The 15,810-nt window shown below is 32.6% G+C and carries 16 protein-coding genes; all 16 read right to left on the reverse strand.

Annotated features, from left to right (window positions below; all coding sequences use genetic code 11):
- Positions 1-2: 2 nt before the first annotated feature.
- The 16 genes from CLOST_RS08785 to CLOST_RS08860 all read right to left on the reverse strand — a co-directional run bounded on the left by CLOST_RS08785 (position 3) and on the right by CLOST_RS08860 (position 15,807).
- Positions 3-1,436 carry a flagellar hook-length control protein FliK gene (locus tag CLOST_RS08785; RefSeq protein WP_013361948.1) on the reverse strand — a complete coding sequence of 478 codons (1,434 nt, stop codon included), beginning with the start codon at positions 1,434-1,436 and terminating at the stop codon, positions 3-5.
- Between the two features lie 17 nt (positions 1,437-1,453).
- The gene (locus CLOST_RS08790) at positions 1,454-2,719 is read right to left on the reverse strand and encodes a hypothetical protein (protein ID WP_013361949.1); all 1,266 of its coding nucleotides are present in this window, start codon (positions 2,717-2,719) and stop codon (positions 1,454-1,456) included.
- A gap of 12 nt (positions 2,720-2,731) precedes the next feature.
- Complete coding sequence (fliJ, locus tag CLOST_RS08795) at positions 2,732-3,172, reverse strand: flagellar export protein FliJ (protein WP_013361950.1); 441 nt, start codon at positions 3,170-3,172, stop codon at positions 2,732-2,734.
- Positions 3,173-3,183: 11 nt separating this feature from the next.
- A complete protein-coding gene (fliI, locus tag CLOST_RS08800) occupies positions 3,184-4,494 on the reverse strand; it encodes a flagellar protein export ATPase FliI (protein ID WP_013361951.1) in 1,311 nt (436 codons plus the stop codon).
- On the reverse strand, positions 4,491-5,297 hold the full coding sequence (locus CLOST_RS08805; protein ID WP_041487168.1) for a FliH/SctL family protein: 807 nt from the start codon (positions 5,295-5,297) through the stop codon (positions 4,491-4,493). Before CLOST_RS08805 ends, fliI begins: the two co-directional genes overlap by 4 nt.
- A complete protein-coding gene (fliG, locus tag CLOST_RS08810; RefSeq protein ID WP_013361953.1) occupies positions 5,281-6,303 on the reverse strand; it encodes a flagellar motor switch protein FliG in 1,023 nt (340 codons plus the stop codon). Before fliG ends, CLOST_RS08805 begins: the two co-directional genes overlap by 17 nt.
- A gap of 12 nt (positions 6,304-6,315) precedes the next feature.
- On the reverse strand, positions 6,316-7,881 hold the full coding sequence (fliF, locus tag CLOST_RS08815) for a flagellar basal-body MS-ring/collar protein FliF (RefSeq protein WP_013361954.1): 1,566 nt from the start codon (positions 7,879-7,881) through the stop codon (positions 6,316-6,318).
- Positions 7,882-7,903: 22 nt separating this feature from the next.
- Positions 7,904-8,203 carry a flagellar hook-basal body complex protein FliE gene (gene fliE, locus CLOST_RS08820; protein ID WP_013361955.1) on the reverse strand — a complete coding sequence of 100 codons (300 nt, stop codon included), beginning with the start codon at positions 8,201-8,203 and terminating at the stop codon, positions 7,904-7,906.
- Positions 8,204-8,215: 12 nt separating this feature from the next.
- On the reverse strand, positions 8,216-8,656 hold the full coding sequence (gene flgC, locus CLOST_RS08825; protein ID WP_013361956.1) for a flagellar basal body rod protein FlgC: 441 nt from the start codon (positions 8,654-8,656) through the stop codon (positions 8,216-8,218).
- Positions 8,656-9,048 (reverse strand): flagellar basal body rod protein FlgB, encoded by a 393-nt coding sequence (gene flgB, locus CLOST_RS08830; RefSeq protein ID WP_013361957.1) that lies wholly within the window; start codon positions 9,046-9,048, stop codon positions 8,656-8,658. The genes flgC and flgB overlap by 1 nt, the downstream gene beginning before the upstream one ends.
- A 255-nt stretch (positions 9,049-9,303) precedes the next feature.
- Positions 9,304-10,341 (reverse strand): ABC transporter substrate-binding protein, encoded by a 1,038-nt coding sequence (locus CLOST_RS08835; RefSeq protein WP_013361958.1) that lies wholly within the window; start codon positions 10,339-10,341, stop codon positions 9,304-9,306.
- 39 nt (positions 10,342-10,380) lie between these two features.
- On the reverse strand, positions 10,381-11,172 hold the full coding sequence (locus CLOST_RS08840; RefSeq protein ID WP_041487169.1) for an ABC transporter permease: 792 nt from the start codon (positions 11,170-11,172) through the stop codon (positions 10,381-10,383).
- A complete protein-coding gene (locus CLOST_RS08845; RefSeq protein WP_013361960.1) occupies positions 11,166-12,008 on the reverse strand; it encodes an ABC transporter permease in 843 nt (280 codons plus the stop codon). Before CLOST_RS08845 ends, CLOST_RS08840 begins: the two co-directional genes overlap by 7 nt.
- Complete coding sequence (gene potA, locus CLOST_RS08850) at positions 12,001-13,056, reverse strand: spermidine/putrescine ABC transporter ATP-binding protein (RefSeq protein ID WP_013361961.1); 1,056 nt, start codon at positions 13,054-13,056, stop codon at positions 12,001-12,003. The genes CLOST_RS08845 and potA overlap by 8 nt, the downstream gene beginning before the upstream one ends.
- Before the next feature lie 130 nt (positions 13,057-13,186).
- The gene (locus CLOST_RS08855) at positions 13,187-14,647 is read right to left on the reverse strand and encodes a putative glycoside hydrolase (protein ID WP_013361962.1); all 1,461 of its coding nucleotides are present in this window, start codon (positions 14,645-14,647) and stop codon (positions 13,187-13,189) included.
- Between the two features lie 29 nt (positions 14,648-14,676).
- Positions 14,677-15,807 carry a THUMP domain-containing class I SAM-dependent RNA methyltransferase gene (locus tag CLOST_RS08860; protein WP_013361963.1) on the reverse strand — a complete coding sequence of 377 codons (1,131 nt, stop codon included), beginning with the start codon at positions 15,805-15,807 and terminating at the stop codon, positions 14,677-14,679.
- Positions 15,808-15,810: the final 3 nt, after the last annotated feature.

The following is a 15,810-nucleotide window of genomic DNA, read 5'->3' on the forward strand; positions in this document are numbered from 1 at the left end:
TCCTAAATCAACTCTGAAAATATATCCTCAAGGACATACGGGTTATCTATACTATCTCTTTCCATTAGTTCAAAATCTGCCACGCTTATTTGAGCTTTATTATATTTCTGAGCTTCCATTATATTTCTATGTTTGGAAAGCTCGTCTTGATTCTGGTCTACTGTTACAGTTAAATTCTGAACTTGAATCCCTTGTTTTTCTAGTGAATTTTTAAGCTCTATCATATTATTTTCAATCATTGTTTTTGCTTTATCATTTTCAGCAAAGAACGATGCATTCATCACTCCGTTTTCCGAGCTTATTTTAACTGTTAGTTTACCGAGAGTCTCAGGCTGAAGTTTTATAGTCATTTCGTTTTTATTTTTATCTACAGTTAGCCTTATCTCATCAGCTATCTTTGATATCATTTGCATAAACTGATTATTTCTTACATCAACCTTTTTTACTGAGTTCATAAGCATAGTATTCGAGAAAATTTTCCCTCCAGTTAAATCAAATCCTTCTATCTTATCCGTCTGCATAAACTCAAGGTTTTCGCTTTGACTATCAGAAAAAACATTTGATGACATAGAATTTGGTTGTGATACAACATTCGGTTGAACCTTAAGTGAATTAAGCTCCATATTAATATCTTCCAAATTTCCTGTAGCTAATTCTCGTCTAGGCTCAGTTTTAACATTTGAATTAAGGTTTTGTATTTGAGACTTTTGTAAAAATATAAGCTTATCTAAATTTATGTCTTCATCGGAACCAACTGTTTCCAATAATGTGTTTAAGCTATTTTCTATAGCTTTAAGCTGTTCTTTTGATAAATCAATTGTTTTTGCTAAAAAATTCAAATTATCTTTAAGAAAATCAAGTGCCATTTTTGGATTTTCTTGTATTAAAGCTTTAATATCTTCTGGAAGCATTTTTATAGCTTCTACAATCTTATCTGACTGTTCAGAATTAAGTTCAACACTCATTAAGCTTTGAATTAACTCTACCACCTGCGCGGGCATCTCTAAAGTAGTTTGGTTCACCTGCTCATTTATAGGTGCTTCAGATTCAATTTTTCCAGAAGCTTCAATCTCATTAGAATCAGATTTTTCAACTTGTGAAGTTTTGTTAAGGTTCTCAGCTTCACTCACTTGTTTTTCATTTTCTACTTTATTACTATTTGAGTCATCTTGTATCTTATCATTTACTTCTTTGGGCTTAATAGGCGATTCTAGCTTAATATCTTTTCTTTTTGAAGTTTGTAAATTTTTATCTGCGCTTTGATTGTCTGAATATATATCTTTGGTTGATTTATTAGGTTTATTATTAGATTTACTATTACTTGAGTTATTAATAGAAAATATATCTTTAAATGCTGAATCTCCCCAAGAACCTTTTGAATTGTCAGTTTTTGGTAGAATCATATTTACTAAAGACACAGTATCAACTTTGTTCATTTAATTACCTCCTTTTATTATGGATTTGGTATTCCTAGTTCTCTGCTCAGTAACGCTGCCTTTTGAGTTCTGTCAGTGTTTTTAAGTTCAGATAACAAATTTGAAACAACAGTTGGTTTAGCTTGTTTTAGTACTTCTACTAGCATATCTTGCTCAGTTATTCTAAACTTTCTTACATCATCAATCATATATTCTTTATATGAAGGATTTTGGTTAGTCATTGTATCGACAATATCTGCTAAATCTGCAGGTTGCATTTTTTCATAAGCTTTTCTTAGATTTGTAGTATCTCTTTCATACTCTTCTAAAACTCTAAGCGAATCCGAAATTACAGTAGATAAACTTCCCTCAAAAGTAGATTCCAAATCTTCATAGTTTTTAATACTTTCAAGTACTTGTGAAACATATCCATCATCAGAAAATCCATTTAGAATTTCTGATGCTTTGAAATAATCCATTTTAGAAAAAATCAATCCTAAGTCGTCTAAATTAAATTCTGTAGGCTCTTCTAATTTGGTGGCTGCCAAAACTGTATCCATCTTATTATACACTTGTGCCATTGATGTGTTTTTTCTTAAAAACTCATCATATTTTTCTTTTTCTTTCTTAACAGAATCATAGAACTCTTTGCTTAATGATAGTTCTAGTTCAGTTGAGTATGTCGGGTTCATATAGTGAAGCAGCTTAGCTACAAAGTTTGGCTGCATTGTTTCCAAAATTTTGGCCATTGTAGTAAAATCCATGTTATAGGTCAAGGACTCCTCAATAGCGTTTATGGCTCCTCTTACACCTAATGATGCATAGTGTGTTGAGTCTGCACTTCTTTGTGCGCTTATTTCGGTTTGCATTGACTCATATTCCCTTTGAAGCGTGTCTACTTTAGCTTCTTTAAGCTTTATTTCATCTCTAATCTTAGATGACTTTAACGAATTTTCTCCTATCATATAAGAAAATAATTCTTCGTAAAGCTTTTTATCCTCTTGTTTTAAAGCATATAACTTGTCAGCTGCTCTAGGTATATCTAGCGAAAGATAATACGAAGACAATTCTTTTATTCTCGTATCGACTTGTAACTCTGACTCTGCCTTAGGCTGAAAAAGTCCCGCTTTCTTTGCAAGTGCATCAATATTTGTTTTTACACCACTATTTGTGAAATATAAAATAGTTGATGATACTATACCAATTATCAATAGCCCTAACACGACAAGAATCGCTGTTTTTAATGCTCCAAATCTAGATTCTTTTGCTGTTAAGTCATCTTGTATGATTGCTTCATCGCTCACAAAGCCAGCCTCCTACTTAGTGTTATTTTTATTAAATGTTACAATTTGATCTATCATTTTTTCTTCTTCTTTTTTTTCGCTATAAAGATACTTTTCATAATCTTTCTCTTTTAGCTTTTCAAAGGTCTTTCTTTCTTTTTGAAGCTCTAGGTATTCTAATCTTTTTTGTTCTAAATTCGATTCTAATGAACTAATTTCGAATTTCACTGTATTGATTTTCTTATCTAAAAAAAGCAAATATTGATTTATATTTCTTATTTCTAATATTGAAATACCTTTTTTCCTACTGTCATTCAAGCTGAATTCTTTATGTTTTTTTTCACTCTTTAAGGCTTCTAATTCATCTTCTTTAGTTTTTATAGCTTGCATTAATGTTGCAATTTGGTTCTTTTTTTCATCTTCTTGTTTTAATTTCAAATCAAGAATTCTCTGAAGTTTAAATCTAAACCCCATATCATCACCTGCTAATCTAAGATACCTCTTAATAGTTCTACAATTTCATCAAAGGTCAATCTATCATGAATTCCTTGTCTTAAAAATTCATTGATGATTTCTATTTTTTCTATTGCCATATCTACTTTTTTGTTTGTCCCTTTAATATAAGCTCCTATATTTATCAAATCTTCGGAGTCTCTATAAGTTGCCATCAAATCCTTTATTCGACCTACGATGTCAATATGTTCTTTATCAACTATATTAGGCATTACTCTACTTACGCTAGCTAGAATATCTATAGCTGGATAATGATTTTTATTTGCTAAGTTTCTAGATAAAACAATATGTCCATCTAGTATACCTCTAACAGCATCTGCAATTGGCTCATTCATATCGTCTCCATCTACAAGAACTGTATATAGACCTGTGATTGAACCTTTACTAGAATTTCCTGCTCTTTCAAGCAATTTGGGTAGAACTGCAAAAACCGATGGAGTATATCCTTTTGTAACAGGGGGTTCTCCTATAGCAAGTCCAACTTCTCTTTGAGCCATGGAAAATCTAGTTAGTGAGTCCATCATTAAAACGACATTTTTGCCACAATCCCTAAAATATTCAGCTATAGATGTCGCAAGCAAGGCTCCTTTCATTCTAACTAAAGGTGGCTGATCAGAAGTAACAACTATTACTACAGATTTTTTTAAGCCTTCTTCTTCTAAATCATTGTCTATGAATTCCTTAACTTCTCTTCCACGCTCTCCAATAAGTGCAATTACGTTTATATCAGCCAAGGTATTTCTTGCTATCATACCAAGTAAAGTAGATTTACCTACTCCTGAACCAGCAAAGATACCTATCCTTTGTCCTCTTCCGCAAGTTAAGAAACCATCAATAGCTTTAACTCCCAGAGGTAATGGTTCGGATATTTTCGTTCTAGAAAGCGGATTTGGTGGTTGGTTATTTACTGGATATGAATAATTAAGTGATGGAGGTTCAAAATCATCTATAGGATTTCCCATTCCATCAAGTATTCTTCCGAGCAGCTGTTCTCCAACATCTACTTCTAGAGTATTCCCAGTTGCAACCACCATCGAGCCAGGCCCTATCCCTTCCATTTCGCCAAGTGGCATCAAAAGAACAGTGTCTTCTTTAAACCCTACAACCTCTGCTAATACAGGCTCTTTTGATTTTATAGGATATATATGGCAAGTTTCTCCAAGCCTAACCGCTGGGCCTCTCGATTCGATAGTAAGTCCTATAACTCTAGATACCTTTCCTTTATATTGATATAAGGATATCTCGTTTAGCCTATCATGATATTTTTTTAGGTTTACAATCATATATTATCACTGCTCATTATCAATTTACTAAACTCTCCAATCAACTTCTTAATTTGGTGGGAAACAGATGGATTAAGACTTCCTGAATCACTCTCTATTTCTACATCACCTTTTTTAAAATTATCAGCTACTTTAATTTCTATCTTGCTGATTCCTGGATATGTTGCTAATATTTTGTTTTTAGCAAATTCTACTATTTCAAAATCCTCTTTAGACACGGTTATAATTAGATAATCTCTAAATGTCATGGTCTCAATTGCATTTTTAATAATACCTAATATTATATCGTCATTTTCATCAAGAATCTTTCTAGTTATTTTCTCAACTGAGGCTAGTACAACTTGAATTATCTCTTGCTCCAAAGACTCGATAGATTGCTTTTTATAATTCTCAGCTTCGTCTATAATTTGGTTTGCTTGTTCAATCAGCATATTATATTTTTGAATACTTTCGTTATAGCCCTTATCATAACCTTCGTTGTAGCCTTTTTGAGATTCAGAAGTTCTTAGATTGTCAGCATCATCATTGGCTTCTTTAACTATAGTTTCGGCTTCTTTTCTAGCTTCATTTACCATGACTTCTGATTGAATTTTAGCATCCGCTAAGATTTGTCTCGCTTGTTTTTCCATTTTTAATTTATACTTAATTGCATTTTCAAGAGAGTTTTCTCTAGAATTAGCTTCTCCATTTGCCTCTTCAGAGAGCTCCGTATCTGGCATCTCATCAGAGGATGATCCAGATATACAAACTTCTTCTTCTAAATCAACTCTAGTGGATTTAATCACTTTATACAATGATTTCATCTCCTCCACCTCTAGAGATTACAATTTCTCCAGCCTCTTCTAATCTTCTAATAGTATTAACAATATTTTGTTGAGCTTCTTCAACATCTCTAAGTCTTACTGGTCCCATAAAGTCCATATCTTCTCTTATCATTTCTGCCATACGTTTAGACATATTTGAGAATATCAAATCTGACACTTCAGAAGTTGCTCCTTTAAGGGCGATAGTAAGTTCTTGGTTTTCAATCTCACGAATAAATCTTTGAATTGCAGTAGAATCAAGGTTGATAATGTCTTCGAATACAAACATTCTCTTTTTAATTTCTTCAGCAAGTTCTGGATCTGTAAGCTCTAAATTCTCAATAATATATTTTTCTGTTCCTCTATCAACTGAGTTAAGTATCTCAACAACTGAGCCAACTCCACCAGCTTTAGTGTAGTCTTGAGTAACGATATTAGATAGTTTCTTTTCTAAAACAAGTTCAACTTCTTTAATAACTTCAGGATATGTTCTATCCATAGTAGCTATTCTTTTTGCTACTTCACTTTGCTTTTCTTGCGATAGCGAGGATAAAACTTGGCCTGATTTAGTTGGTTCTAAATACGAAAGAATAAGTGCTATAGTTTGAGGATGCTCATTTTGAATGAAGTTAACAAGTTGAGATGCATCTGCTTTTCTAGCAAAATCAAATGGTTTAACTTGTAGTGATGCTGTAAGTCTATTTATTACTTCAAACGCTTTATCTTTACCTAATGATTTTTCAAGTATATCTTTAGCATAGCCAATCCCGCCTTCAGATATATATTCCTGAGCTACGCACATCTCATAAAATTCTTCCAGTATTTCTTCTTTTACTAGAGGGTCAACTTTTTTTACATTTGCAATTTCTAAAGTCATCTCTTCTATTTCTTCATCAGAAAGATGTTGAAAAATTTTAGCTGAATGTTCAGGTCCTAATGTTATAAGAAGAATAGCAGCTTTTTGTTTACCATATAATTCAGTTTTTTTCGCTGTCGTCTTGGACATTTACTACCCTCCCTAGTCTTCGTCTAGCCATGTTTTTAATAATTGCGTTACTATTTCTGGATTTGTATCAATAAGGCTCTCGATACTTTTCTTTCTTCCAGATTCTTTAATCTCAAGCTCTATTTGTTCTACAGCCGCTTTTGATATTGCAGATTCTTGTGGGATTTCCAAAAGTTTTTCTGCTTCTTTTTTCTTTTCTTTTCTTCTTTTCATAATCATATATATTCCTATTGCAAGAATTGGTATTAAAGCTATAACAGCAAATGCTATCCACATCCATATAGGAATCCCTTCTTGTCCTGCCGTATCAGATAGTGCATTTTGTATATCTTGATTAAACGACTGAGCATAAATCTCAACAGATTTCGTTTCTAAGCCTGTTGCAGCATTTATAAGTGATGCAATCTCTGTTCTTTGTTCTTCTGTAAGCTCTCCACCTTCTAAAGAGTCTTTATTTAGAACAACTGCAACAGTTAAGTTTTCTATTTGACCTTTAGCTTTTTCGACTGTTTTTACAATTTCATTTAGTTCATAGTTTACTATTCTCTCATTTTTATCATAGTTAGAATTTAATGCATTCGGGTCAAGAGTTGCATAGTCAACTACTTCCTCTTCAGCATTAGCATCCACTCCAGGATTTCCAACAGCTTCTTGAGAATTTTCAACTTTTTCTATATTTTCCTGTAGACTCCTTACTAGTCCATCAGTCTCCCCCTCAATTGGAGGAGCAAATGATTTGCTTTGTGTATTATCCGTATCAAAATTAAGCTTTACACTAGCCATTACAGAAACATTTCCGTATCCATATATAGGAGCCAAGAAATTGTTAAGGCTTTTTTCTACATCTAATTTAACCTTGTTTTGAAGTTCTAAATTAGTTTGTGAAACCAAAATATTATTAGTATCAGTACTATCTTCGTTCAATACCTGTCCATTGGGTCCATGTACAGTTACATTCTCAGGCTTAAGTCCTTCCACCGAATTAGCAACCAACATAGTTATTCCTTGAATGCTAGTTTGATCTAAACTTATTTTATCATCTAGATTCAAGAAGACGCTTGCTTTTGCATCTATTTTATTTTCTTGCAAAATAAATTCTTGAGTTTTAGGAATACTCAAATTTACAAAAGCTTTTTTTACTCCCGGAATACTTTGAATTACGTTAGCTATCTCATTTTGAAGAGCATAATTTCTAGCTTGATTTTTTTCATCATCACTCATAAACATCGAGTTTCTGTTAATTAAATCGTTGTAATCGAAGGTTGCTTCAGGGAGTCCTGCCCCTGCCAAATCAACCTTAGCCTTATTTATGTATGTATCTGGAACACTAATAGAGTTATCTTGATTCAGCCTGTATGGTATTTTTAATTCATCTAATTGACTTGTAACCTCAGAGGCTGTTTTTAAATCAATATCTCTATATAGAGTCACATAGTTAGGTCTAGTAAAGTAGAATATCATAGCTGTTGTGATTACAACTAACCCTACCGCTAAACCTCCTAACATTATTTTTTGCTTATTTGAATATTTTTCAGAAAGCTTACCAGTTTTATCTTTAATATCATTAAAAAAGTCCAATATAGTGCACCTCTTTCAGCCTCTATACTTGTATTCTCATTATTTCTTTATATGCATCTATCACTCTGTTTTTCACTTCAACTAAGGCCTGAAAGTTCACACTGGAAACCTCTGCTGCAATTGTTAAATCATGAAGATTATCTAATTTTCCAGCTATAAGCATCTCTGTTAGTTCTTGAGTATGTTTTTGACTATCACTTACATTATAAATTGAGTTTTTCAAAAACTCAGAAAAAGGCATTTCCGGCTTTTCTATTTTTTCAGCCGTATCTGTCAATCTCATCGGACTAGTATATGATAGCCCTCCAACCTTTATATCCATTTACTCCACTCCCTATTTTCCAATTTCTAAAGCTTTTAAAAGCATGCTCTTAGATGTATTAAGTGCTGTAACATTCGCTTCATATGATCTTGTAGCACTTATCATATCTACCATTTCTGTTATCGTATCTACATTGCTCATAGTAACATACCCTTTTTCATCAGCATCTGGATGTCCAGGGTTATATACCTGTCTAAATGGGGTTTTGTCTTCAACAATTCCGACAATTTCTACTCCTTTATCTCCGTCCTTGCTTTTCTTGCTCTCAAAAATACTTTTAAACGATTGTTTTTCATCAGCTTCTTTAAAAACTACAACTTGTCTTCTATATGGATCTCCACTTTGGGTTCTAGTTGTATTTGCATTTGCTAGGTTCTTAGAAATTACATCCATTCTAGTTCTTTCAGCGGTAAGAGCCGATGCACTTATATTAATACTAGAAAAAATAGACATTAGCTTCCTCCCTTTATAGCCGTTTTTAACGTTTGGAAATTAGATGAGATTCTTTGAATTACGGCATTGTAGTTAACAGTATTTTTAACTTGATTAGCTGCCTCTACATCAGCATTTACATTATTTCCATCTTCTCTTGTACTAACTGACATATCTCTTTTAATTGTGTACGGTACAGAAGGATTATTTGATGGAATATCGATGTGTTTATTATTGGTTTTAAAACCTGTGATATAGTTGTTTTTAGATTTATCCAAATACTCCTCAAAGCTAACAACTTCTCTTTTATAGTTAGGAGTATTAACATTCGCAAGATTTTTATTTATTGTCTCATTTCTTAAATTGTAAGCATTTAAAGCTGTGTGCATATTCCTGATGTTAGAAAAATCCATAAACTCCCCTCCTTTTAAATGTTTTTTTAGTCAAACAACTTTATTTTATTATCATTAAATATCCAACTTCAACTTGTAAAAATATCTTAACCACTCTATTGTACTATTATTGTAACCTTTTCGAAATACTTATTATCTAAAATAAGTCTTTTGGACTACAACTTTATTTTTTGAGTGTCATTTTTTCTAAGCTAATGTGCATTAATAGCCTTAGCACAAAAAAACGGCATAATCATTTATGCCGTCTTAGCTCTATTAATAAGATTTGATTTCCGTCCAAACTCTATCATATTCTGTTGTAAACTCGCCTAAATCTGTAAATACTTCACCTAATTTATTCAAGTCTCCTTTAGGGTAAAGATATTCATTGTTTACCTCTTCTTCTGGAAGAAGCTCTAAAGCTGCTTCATTTGGAGTTGAATATTTAATATATTCAGAGTTTCTAGCTGCTATGTCTGGTCTCATCATGAAGTTAATAAATATTTCAGCTTCTTCTTTATGTGCTGCTGTAGTTGGTATTGCCATACAGTCAAACCAAAGATTAGTCCCTTCTTTTGGTATAGCGTACGCCAAATCTTCATTTTCAGACATAAGAAGCATAGCATCTCCTGACCAAGCAAGTGACATAGCTGCTTCTCCAGCAATCATTTGCCCTTTGTATGTGTCAACTTCATATGAGCGAACTAATTTCTTTTGCTCTATTAATGCTTGTTTAGCTTCTTCTAGCTCAGCTGGATTTTTAGTGTTTAAAGAATAACCTAGTTTTTTTAGTGTTATCCCTATTGTATCTCTAGGAGAATCAAGCATTATAATTTGGCCTTCATATTTAGGATTCCATAGTATATCCCAGCTGTCCACAGAGTCAGAAACTTTTGTTTTGTTGTATACTATTCCCATTGTCCCCCAAAGATAAGGAACTGAATATTTTTGATCCTTATCATACTCAAGATTCTGATATTGACTCCCAATATTTTTCATATTATCTAGCTTACTAAAATCTAATTCATGTAGTAGTCCTCTTTGAATCATACTTTCAATCATATATTCAGATGGAAAAATTACATCATACGAAGTTCCTCCAGCTTGAATTTTAGCAAGCATTTCTTCATTTGTTGCAAATTCTTCATAGTTTATCTTAATATCAAATTCACTTTCAAAATCCTTGATTACTTCTGGATCTATATAGTCTCCCCAGTTATAAACATTTAGCGTAGTAGATTTTGAATCCGAAGCACATCCTGCGAAAGTAAACACCATTGTTGCCATAAGTAAAATCATAAATATTTTTTTCAAATTATCAACACTCCTTTATAAATAAAATAATATAAGTAATTACCTAACATTATCACTTTGCGATTTATTTTTTGCATCTCTTAACTGAAGCAAGAGCATGAGTGCAAGCACTGCTATAAACATAAGAGAAGACAATGCATTAATTTTAGGGCTAATTCCTCTTTTTGTCATTGAATAAACCTTTATAGAAAGGGTGCTAACTCCAGAGCCTGTTGTAAAGAAGCTTACTATAAAATCATCTAAAGACAAAGTAAAGGCTAGTAGTGACCCAGTTATTATTCCTGGCATAATTTCAGGAAGGATAACTTTAAAAAAAGCCTGTATAGGCGTAGCTCCTAAATCGAGGGCCGCCTCTTCAATATTTGGGTTAAGCTGCTGTAACTTTGGTAATACTGCAAATATTACATAAGGAATATTAAATGTAATGTGAGCTAGTATTAAAGTTATATACCCTAATTTTAAATTTAGTATCGAAAAAAACGAAAGAAGTGATATTCCTATTACTATGTCAGGATTCACCATAGGTATATAGCTTAAATTTGTAAGAATAGCTTTCTTTCTTGGAGACATATTGTGGATTGCAATAGCTGAAATTGTTCCTATTACTGTAGATATAATAGAAGCGATCACTGCAACTATTATTGTAGTGTAAAGCGATTCCATAATACTTCCATCAGAGAAAAGCTCAGTATACCATTTAAAAGTAAAACCCTGCCATCTACCACCATATCTAGAATCATTAAATGAAAATAGAATCAATAGAAATATCGGCATATATAAAAATAAATATACTAAAAAAGCATAAGTTCGGGAGAGGTATTTTTTTACCATAGACCTGTCCCTCCTTCTTTGGAGCTATGCTTAGTGAGATAACCCATAGAAATCACAATCATAACCATCATAATCATAGATATAGCTGATCCGAACTGCCAGTTTCTAGCCATCATAAATTGGTTCTGAATCAGGTTCCCCAGTAAAATAGTTTGCCCTCCGCCTAGTAAGTCCGATATTACAAAAGTTGATATCGCAGGCATAAATACCATCAAAACACCAGATGCAACGCCTGGAAAGCTAAGTGGGAATATAACTTTTATAAATGTACTAAATGAATTTGCTCCCAAATCCTGAGCTGCTTCGAGTAAGCTTTTATCTATTTTTGATAATACTGAATATATAGGTAGCACCATAAAAGGCAAGAAGTTATACACCATACCCATTATAACAGCTCCATTAGTATAAAGTAGCTGAAGTGGTTCATCTATTATTCCTAAAAGTAACAGTAGTTCATTTAATGCACCTTGTTCTCTTAGTACTACCATCCAAGCATATGTCCTTAGAAGAAAGTTTGTCCAAAGAGGCAAAATAAATAGCATAATCATCAAGCTTTGTTTCTTTATATCGGATTTCGAAATTATATATGCCATTGGATATCCAACCACAAAACATGCAATTGTACTATATAATGATAATCTTAGAGATCTCCAAAGTACATTTAAATAAATTGGTTCAAAGAACATTTTATAATTTTCAAAGGTTAATGAGAAAATCATTCCCCCAAAAGCATCTCTCTTTGTGAAAGAATAGAGCATAACAATAAATAGCGGAACTATGGTAAATAGTATAGCCCATAGAACATAGGGAACAGCTAAGATATTTTTTTTATTCATCTATAGCCTCCATCCTCATAACATGAATGGCTTCAGATGTAAAATCCAGACCGACTTCAATTCCTACTTGAGTCTGATGGATAGTGTGTATAATCCACTCTTTATTATTTTGCTGGTCGACTACAATAATTTCGTAATGAACACCTTTGAAAACTACATCCGTAACTAGTCCTGTAATCTTTCCATTTTCTTTTGATACTATATTTATATCCTCAGGCCTAATAACAACATCTACCTTTTCGCTAGGTTTAAAGCCCTTATCTACACATTCAAAAATTCTATTGTTAAACATTACTTTATAGTCTTCTATCATAGTAGCTGTAACCATATTGATTTCTCCAATAAAATCAGCTACAAATCTATTTACTGGTTCGTTATATATATCTTCAGGTGTTCCTATTTGCTGAATTTTTCCATCACTCATAACTACAATTCTATCAGACATCGTAAGAGCCTCTTCTTGATCATGTGTAACATATATGAATGTAATCCCAAGCTCTTGTTGCATGGTTTTAAGCTCATACTGCATGTCTTGTCTAAGCTTAAGGTCTAAAGCTCCTAGAGGTTCATCTAGAAGAAGCACCTTAGGTTCATTAACAAGTGCTCTTGCAATTGCAATTCTTTGTTGCTGTCCACCAGAAAGCGAATTTATATCTCTTTTTTCAAAGCCTTCTAGATTAACTAATGATAGCATTTTTTTTACTTTTTTATCTATTGTAGCTTTATCTACTTTTTTAATTTTTAATCCAAAAGCTATATTTTCATATATGTTTAAATGAGGGAAAAGAGCATATTTTTGAAACACTGTGTTTATTTGTCTTTTATAGGGAGGTATAGAATTAATATTGACTCCATCGAAAAACACCTCTCCACTGGAAGCTGTCTCAAATCCTCCAATAATTCTAAGTGTAGTTGTTTTTCCGCATCCACTTGGACCAAGAAGCGTTACAAATTCTTTTTCTTTTATATCTAAATTTATACTTTTTAATGCTTCTTTTTCATCAAATATTTTTGAGACATTTTTCAGTTCAATTATCGATGGTGTCATAGCTACCTCCTCTTTATCTATATAAAATTTAATATTCTAAAATTAATAAGCCCAATTTATAATTCTAGTTTCCAATATTGCGTTTGTCAAGAAAATGTAATAATGAAACTGAGACTTATCAGTCATAAAGCTACTTTATATCATAATTATTACTAGCACTCCAAAGAAGGTACTCCTCAATCCCAGCATCGTTAAGAGCTTTTATTTGAGCTCTAACTTGCTCTGGGCCATATTTTATATATCCCTTAACCCAAGAAGCAGTAAAACTTTGAATCCAAGGTCTAATCTGAGCTGGAGTTTCTAGATTTTCATTTCTAACAACTGCATCCTTGGCACCTTGAAGCAAAGTATTATAAGGATCTGCATCAGGCACGGCTACTCCATAGGTTCCATTGGCGTAATGGCTTGGATACATCATAGGAGATATATAATCTGTGTAATTACTGACTGCCTCCCAGTACTGCCCAAGATGCATATCATCAGGAACGCTTCCAACTAGTCCATAAACATCAGCCGAAATATAAGCTTGTTCTTTAGATATTACTGAGTAGGCTTGCTTTAAATAATTTTGAATCGTCTCAGCCTTGCCTTCATCTTTTTCATTTCTATAATCTAAAATTTCATCAAGCTTACCTCCATCTGAGGCAGGGAATCTAACATAGTCAAACTGAATCTCATTAAATCCAGCAATAGCAGCTTCTTTTGCCACAGCGATATTGTAATCCCATAATGTTCTATCGTGAGGAGAAACCCAGATGATTCCATCCTTATTTACAAATGGTTGATTCGTTTGTTTATTAATAATTACTTTGTCAGTATTGTACTGAGCATAAGTAGGATCCTTAAACGACACTATCCTCGCTATAGTGTAGATATCTTTTGCCTTTAGCTTTTTTATGAGTGCATCAATGTCTTTTATAGGTGCTTTTTCATTAGCTGATGGTGCATATTTTTCAGCTGCTTTAGTTTTAAATAGCATATTTCCAAAATCATCCTTGACATCAATAACAAAAGCATTAATTTCTGTTTCTTCAGCTAGCTTAATTAACGAATCTAATTTAGCTCCAGCTGCTGAATTAACGGTAACATAAACACCTTTGACTTTTACTTTCTTATTGTTCTTATATTCAATTTTTTCAAAAGCTGAAAAATCTAGGCCTCTTAAGTGTTCATCTAGTAATTCTTCTCTTTTAGAAACCGTGTACTCTGCTGATAAATGTCCTTTTTTATTACCTTCAAAGGTTCTATATTCTACTTCATACCATAACTCTCCAGCTTCATTTTTTGATTCACTTAATACTTTAATTTTACTACCTTTAAGCAAACTATCTAAAATAGTCCCTGCAGAATCAGGAGTTTCTCTTACATTTAATTTTGACGCACTTATATATCTAATAGACTCATCGTTCTTAGCCTGTGCTGCCTCTTGTTCATTATCTGTAGCTTGCTTTTCTTCAGTTTGAACCTGTTTATTAGCTTCATCTTTTGTTTCCTCATTTTTAGTTGAGCTACCTTGTGAACAAGCTGAAAATAATAACATTGTTGAAATAATAAGAGTAATAAACTTTGTCATTTTTTTGTTAAATAGCATTGAATTCCTCCTGATTATAAAATTTATAATTATTTTTGTGGTTTTGGCCCCAAATATTGATAATAATAACTCTTAAGCATACCATTGTATAATTTTCTTTTTTTCTGAAACGGTATATCCATAATCTGGTCTATATCTTCTAATGTCGTTATTAAATAATATGACCAGTTTTTTAAGTTCCTGAATATTTTTCCCATTTCTTTATAAAATCCAGTAATATCTTCTTCTGCTGATAATCTTTCTCCATAAGGAGGATTAGTTATTATAAATCCATACTCCTCATCAGTCTCCCACTTGGTCATATCCTTAACCTCAAAATCTATAAGATGACCAACTCCTGCTAGCTCTGCATTTTCTTTAGCTAGTTCAATTACGTCTTCATCTATATCATAGCCTTTAAGCTTAAACTGCACGTCCTTTTCCTGCGATAGAGCTTCGTTTCTCTCAGTCTGCCAAACATGTTTTGGCAGAAAAGACAAATTTTCTCCAGTAAAGTTTCTGTTTATTCCAGGCATTATTCCTGCACCATAAAGAGCTGCTTCAATTAAAATAGTTCCTGACCCGCACATTGGGTCCACTAGTGTTCTATTTTCTTTCCAAGGAGTAAGCATTACCATAAATGCAGCTAGTGTTTCTCTTATAGGTGCCCCACCAGATTTTTCTCTATATCCTCTTTTATGTAGAGCTGGACCTGTTGTATCAATAGTTACTTCAACTACATCTTTATTAATGAAAATAATAATAGGGTGAAGTGCACCTGTTTCTGGAAGAGTTTGAACTTTATGCTTTTGCTTCAATCTTTCAACTACAGCTTTTTTAGCTACAGATTGAATATCTGATTTAGAAAAAAGTTTACTATTTATGCTCTTAGCTTTAGAAATAGGAAACTCTGCATCCTTTGGAATATAGCTTTCAAAAGGAAGCTTTAATATTCCTTGATATAATTGTTCAAAGCTATATGCCTTGAATTCTCCTACTTTAATTAGTACTCTTTCAGCAGTTCTAAGTGATAGATTTGCTCTTACAATTTCAAAAGCATCTCCTTCAAATGTAACTCTTCCATCAGATACGTTTAATACTTTAATGCCCATGTTTTTAAGTTCAAAAGACACAGTTGCTTCCATTCCAAAAAGACAAGGTGCTATTGCTTCATATTTCATATT

The organism is Acetoanaerobium sticklandii (assembly GCF_000196455.1).
In the GTDB taxonomy this organism is placed as follows: Bacteria; Bacillota; Clostridia; order Peptostreptococcales; family Filifactoraceae; genus Acetoanaerobium; species Acetoanaerobium sticklandii.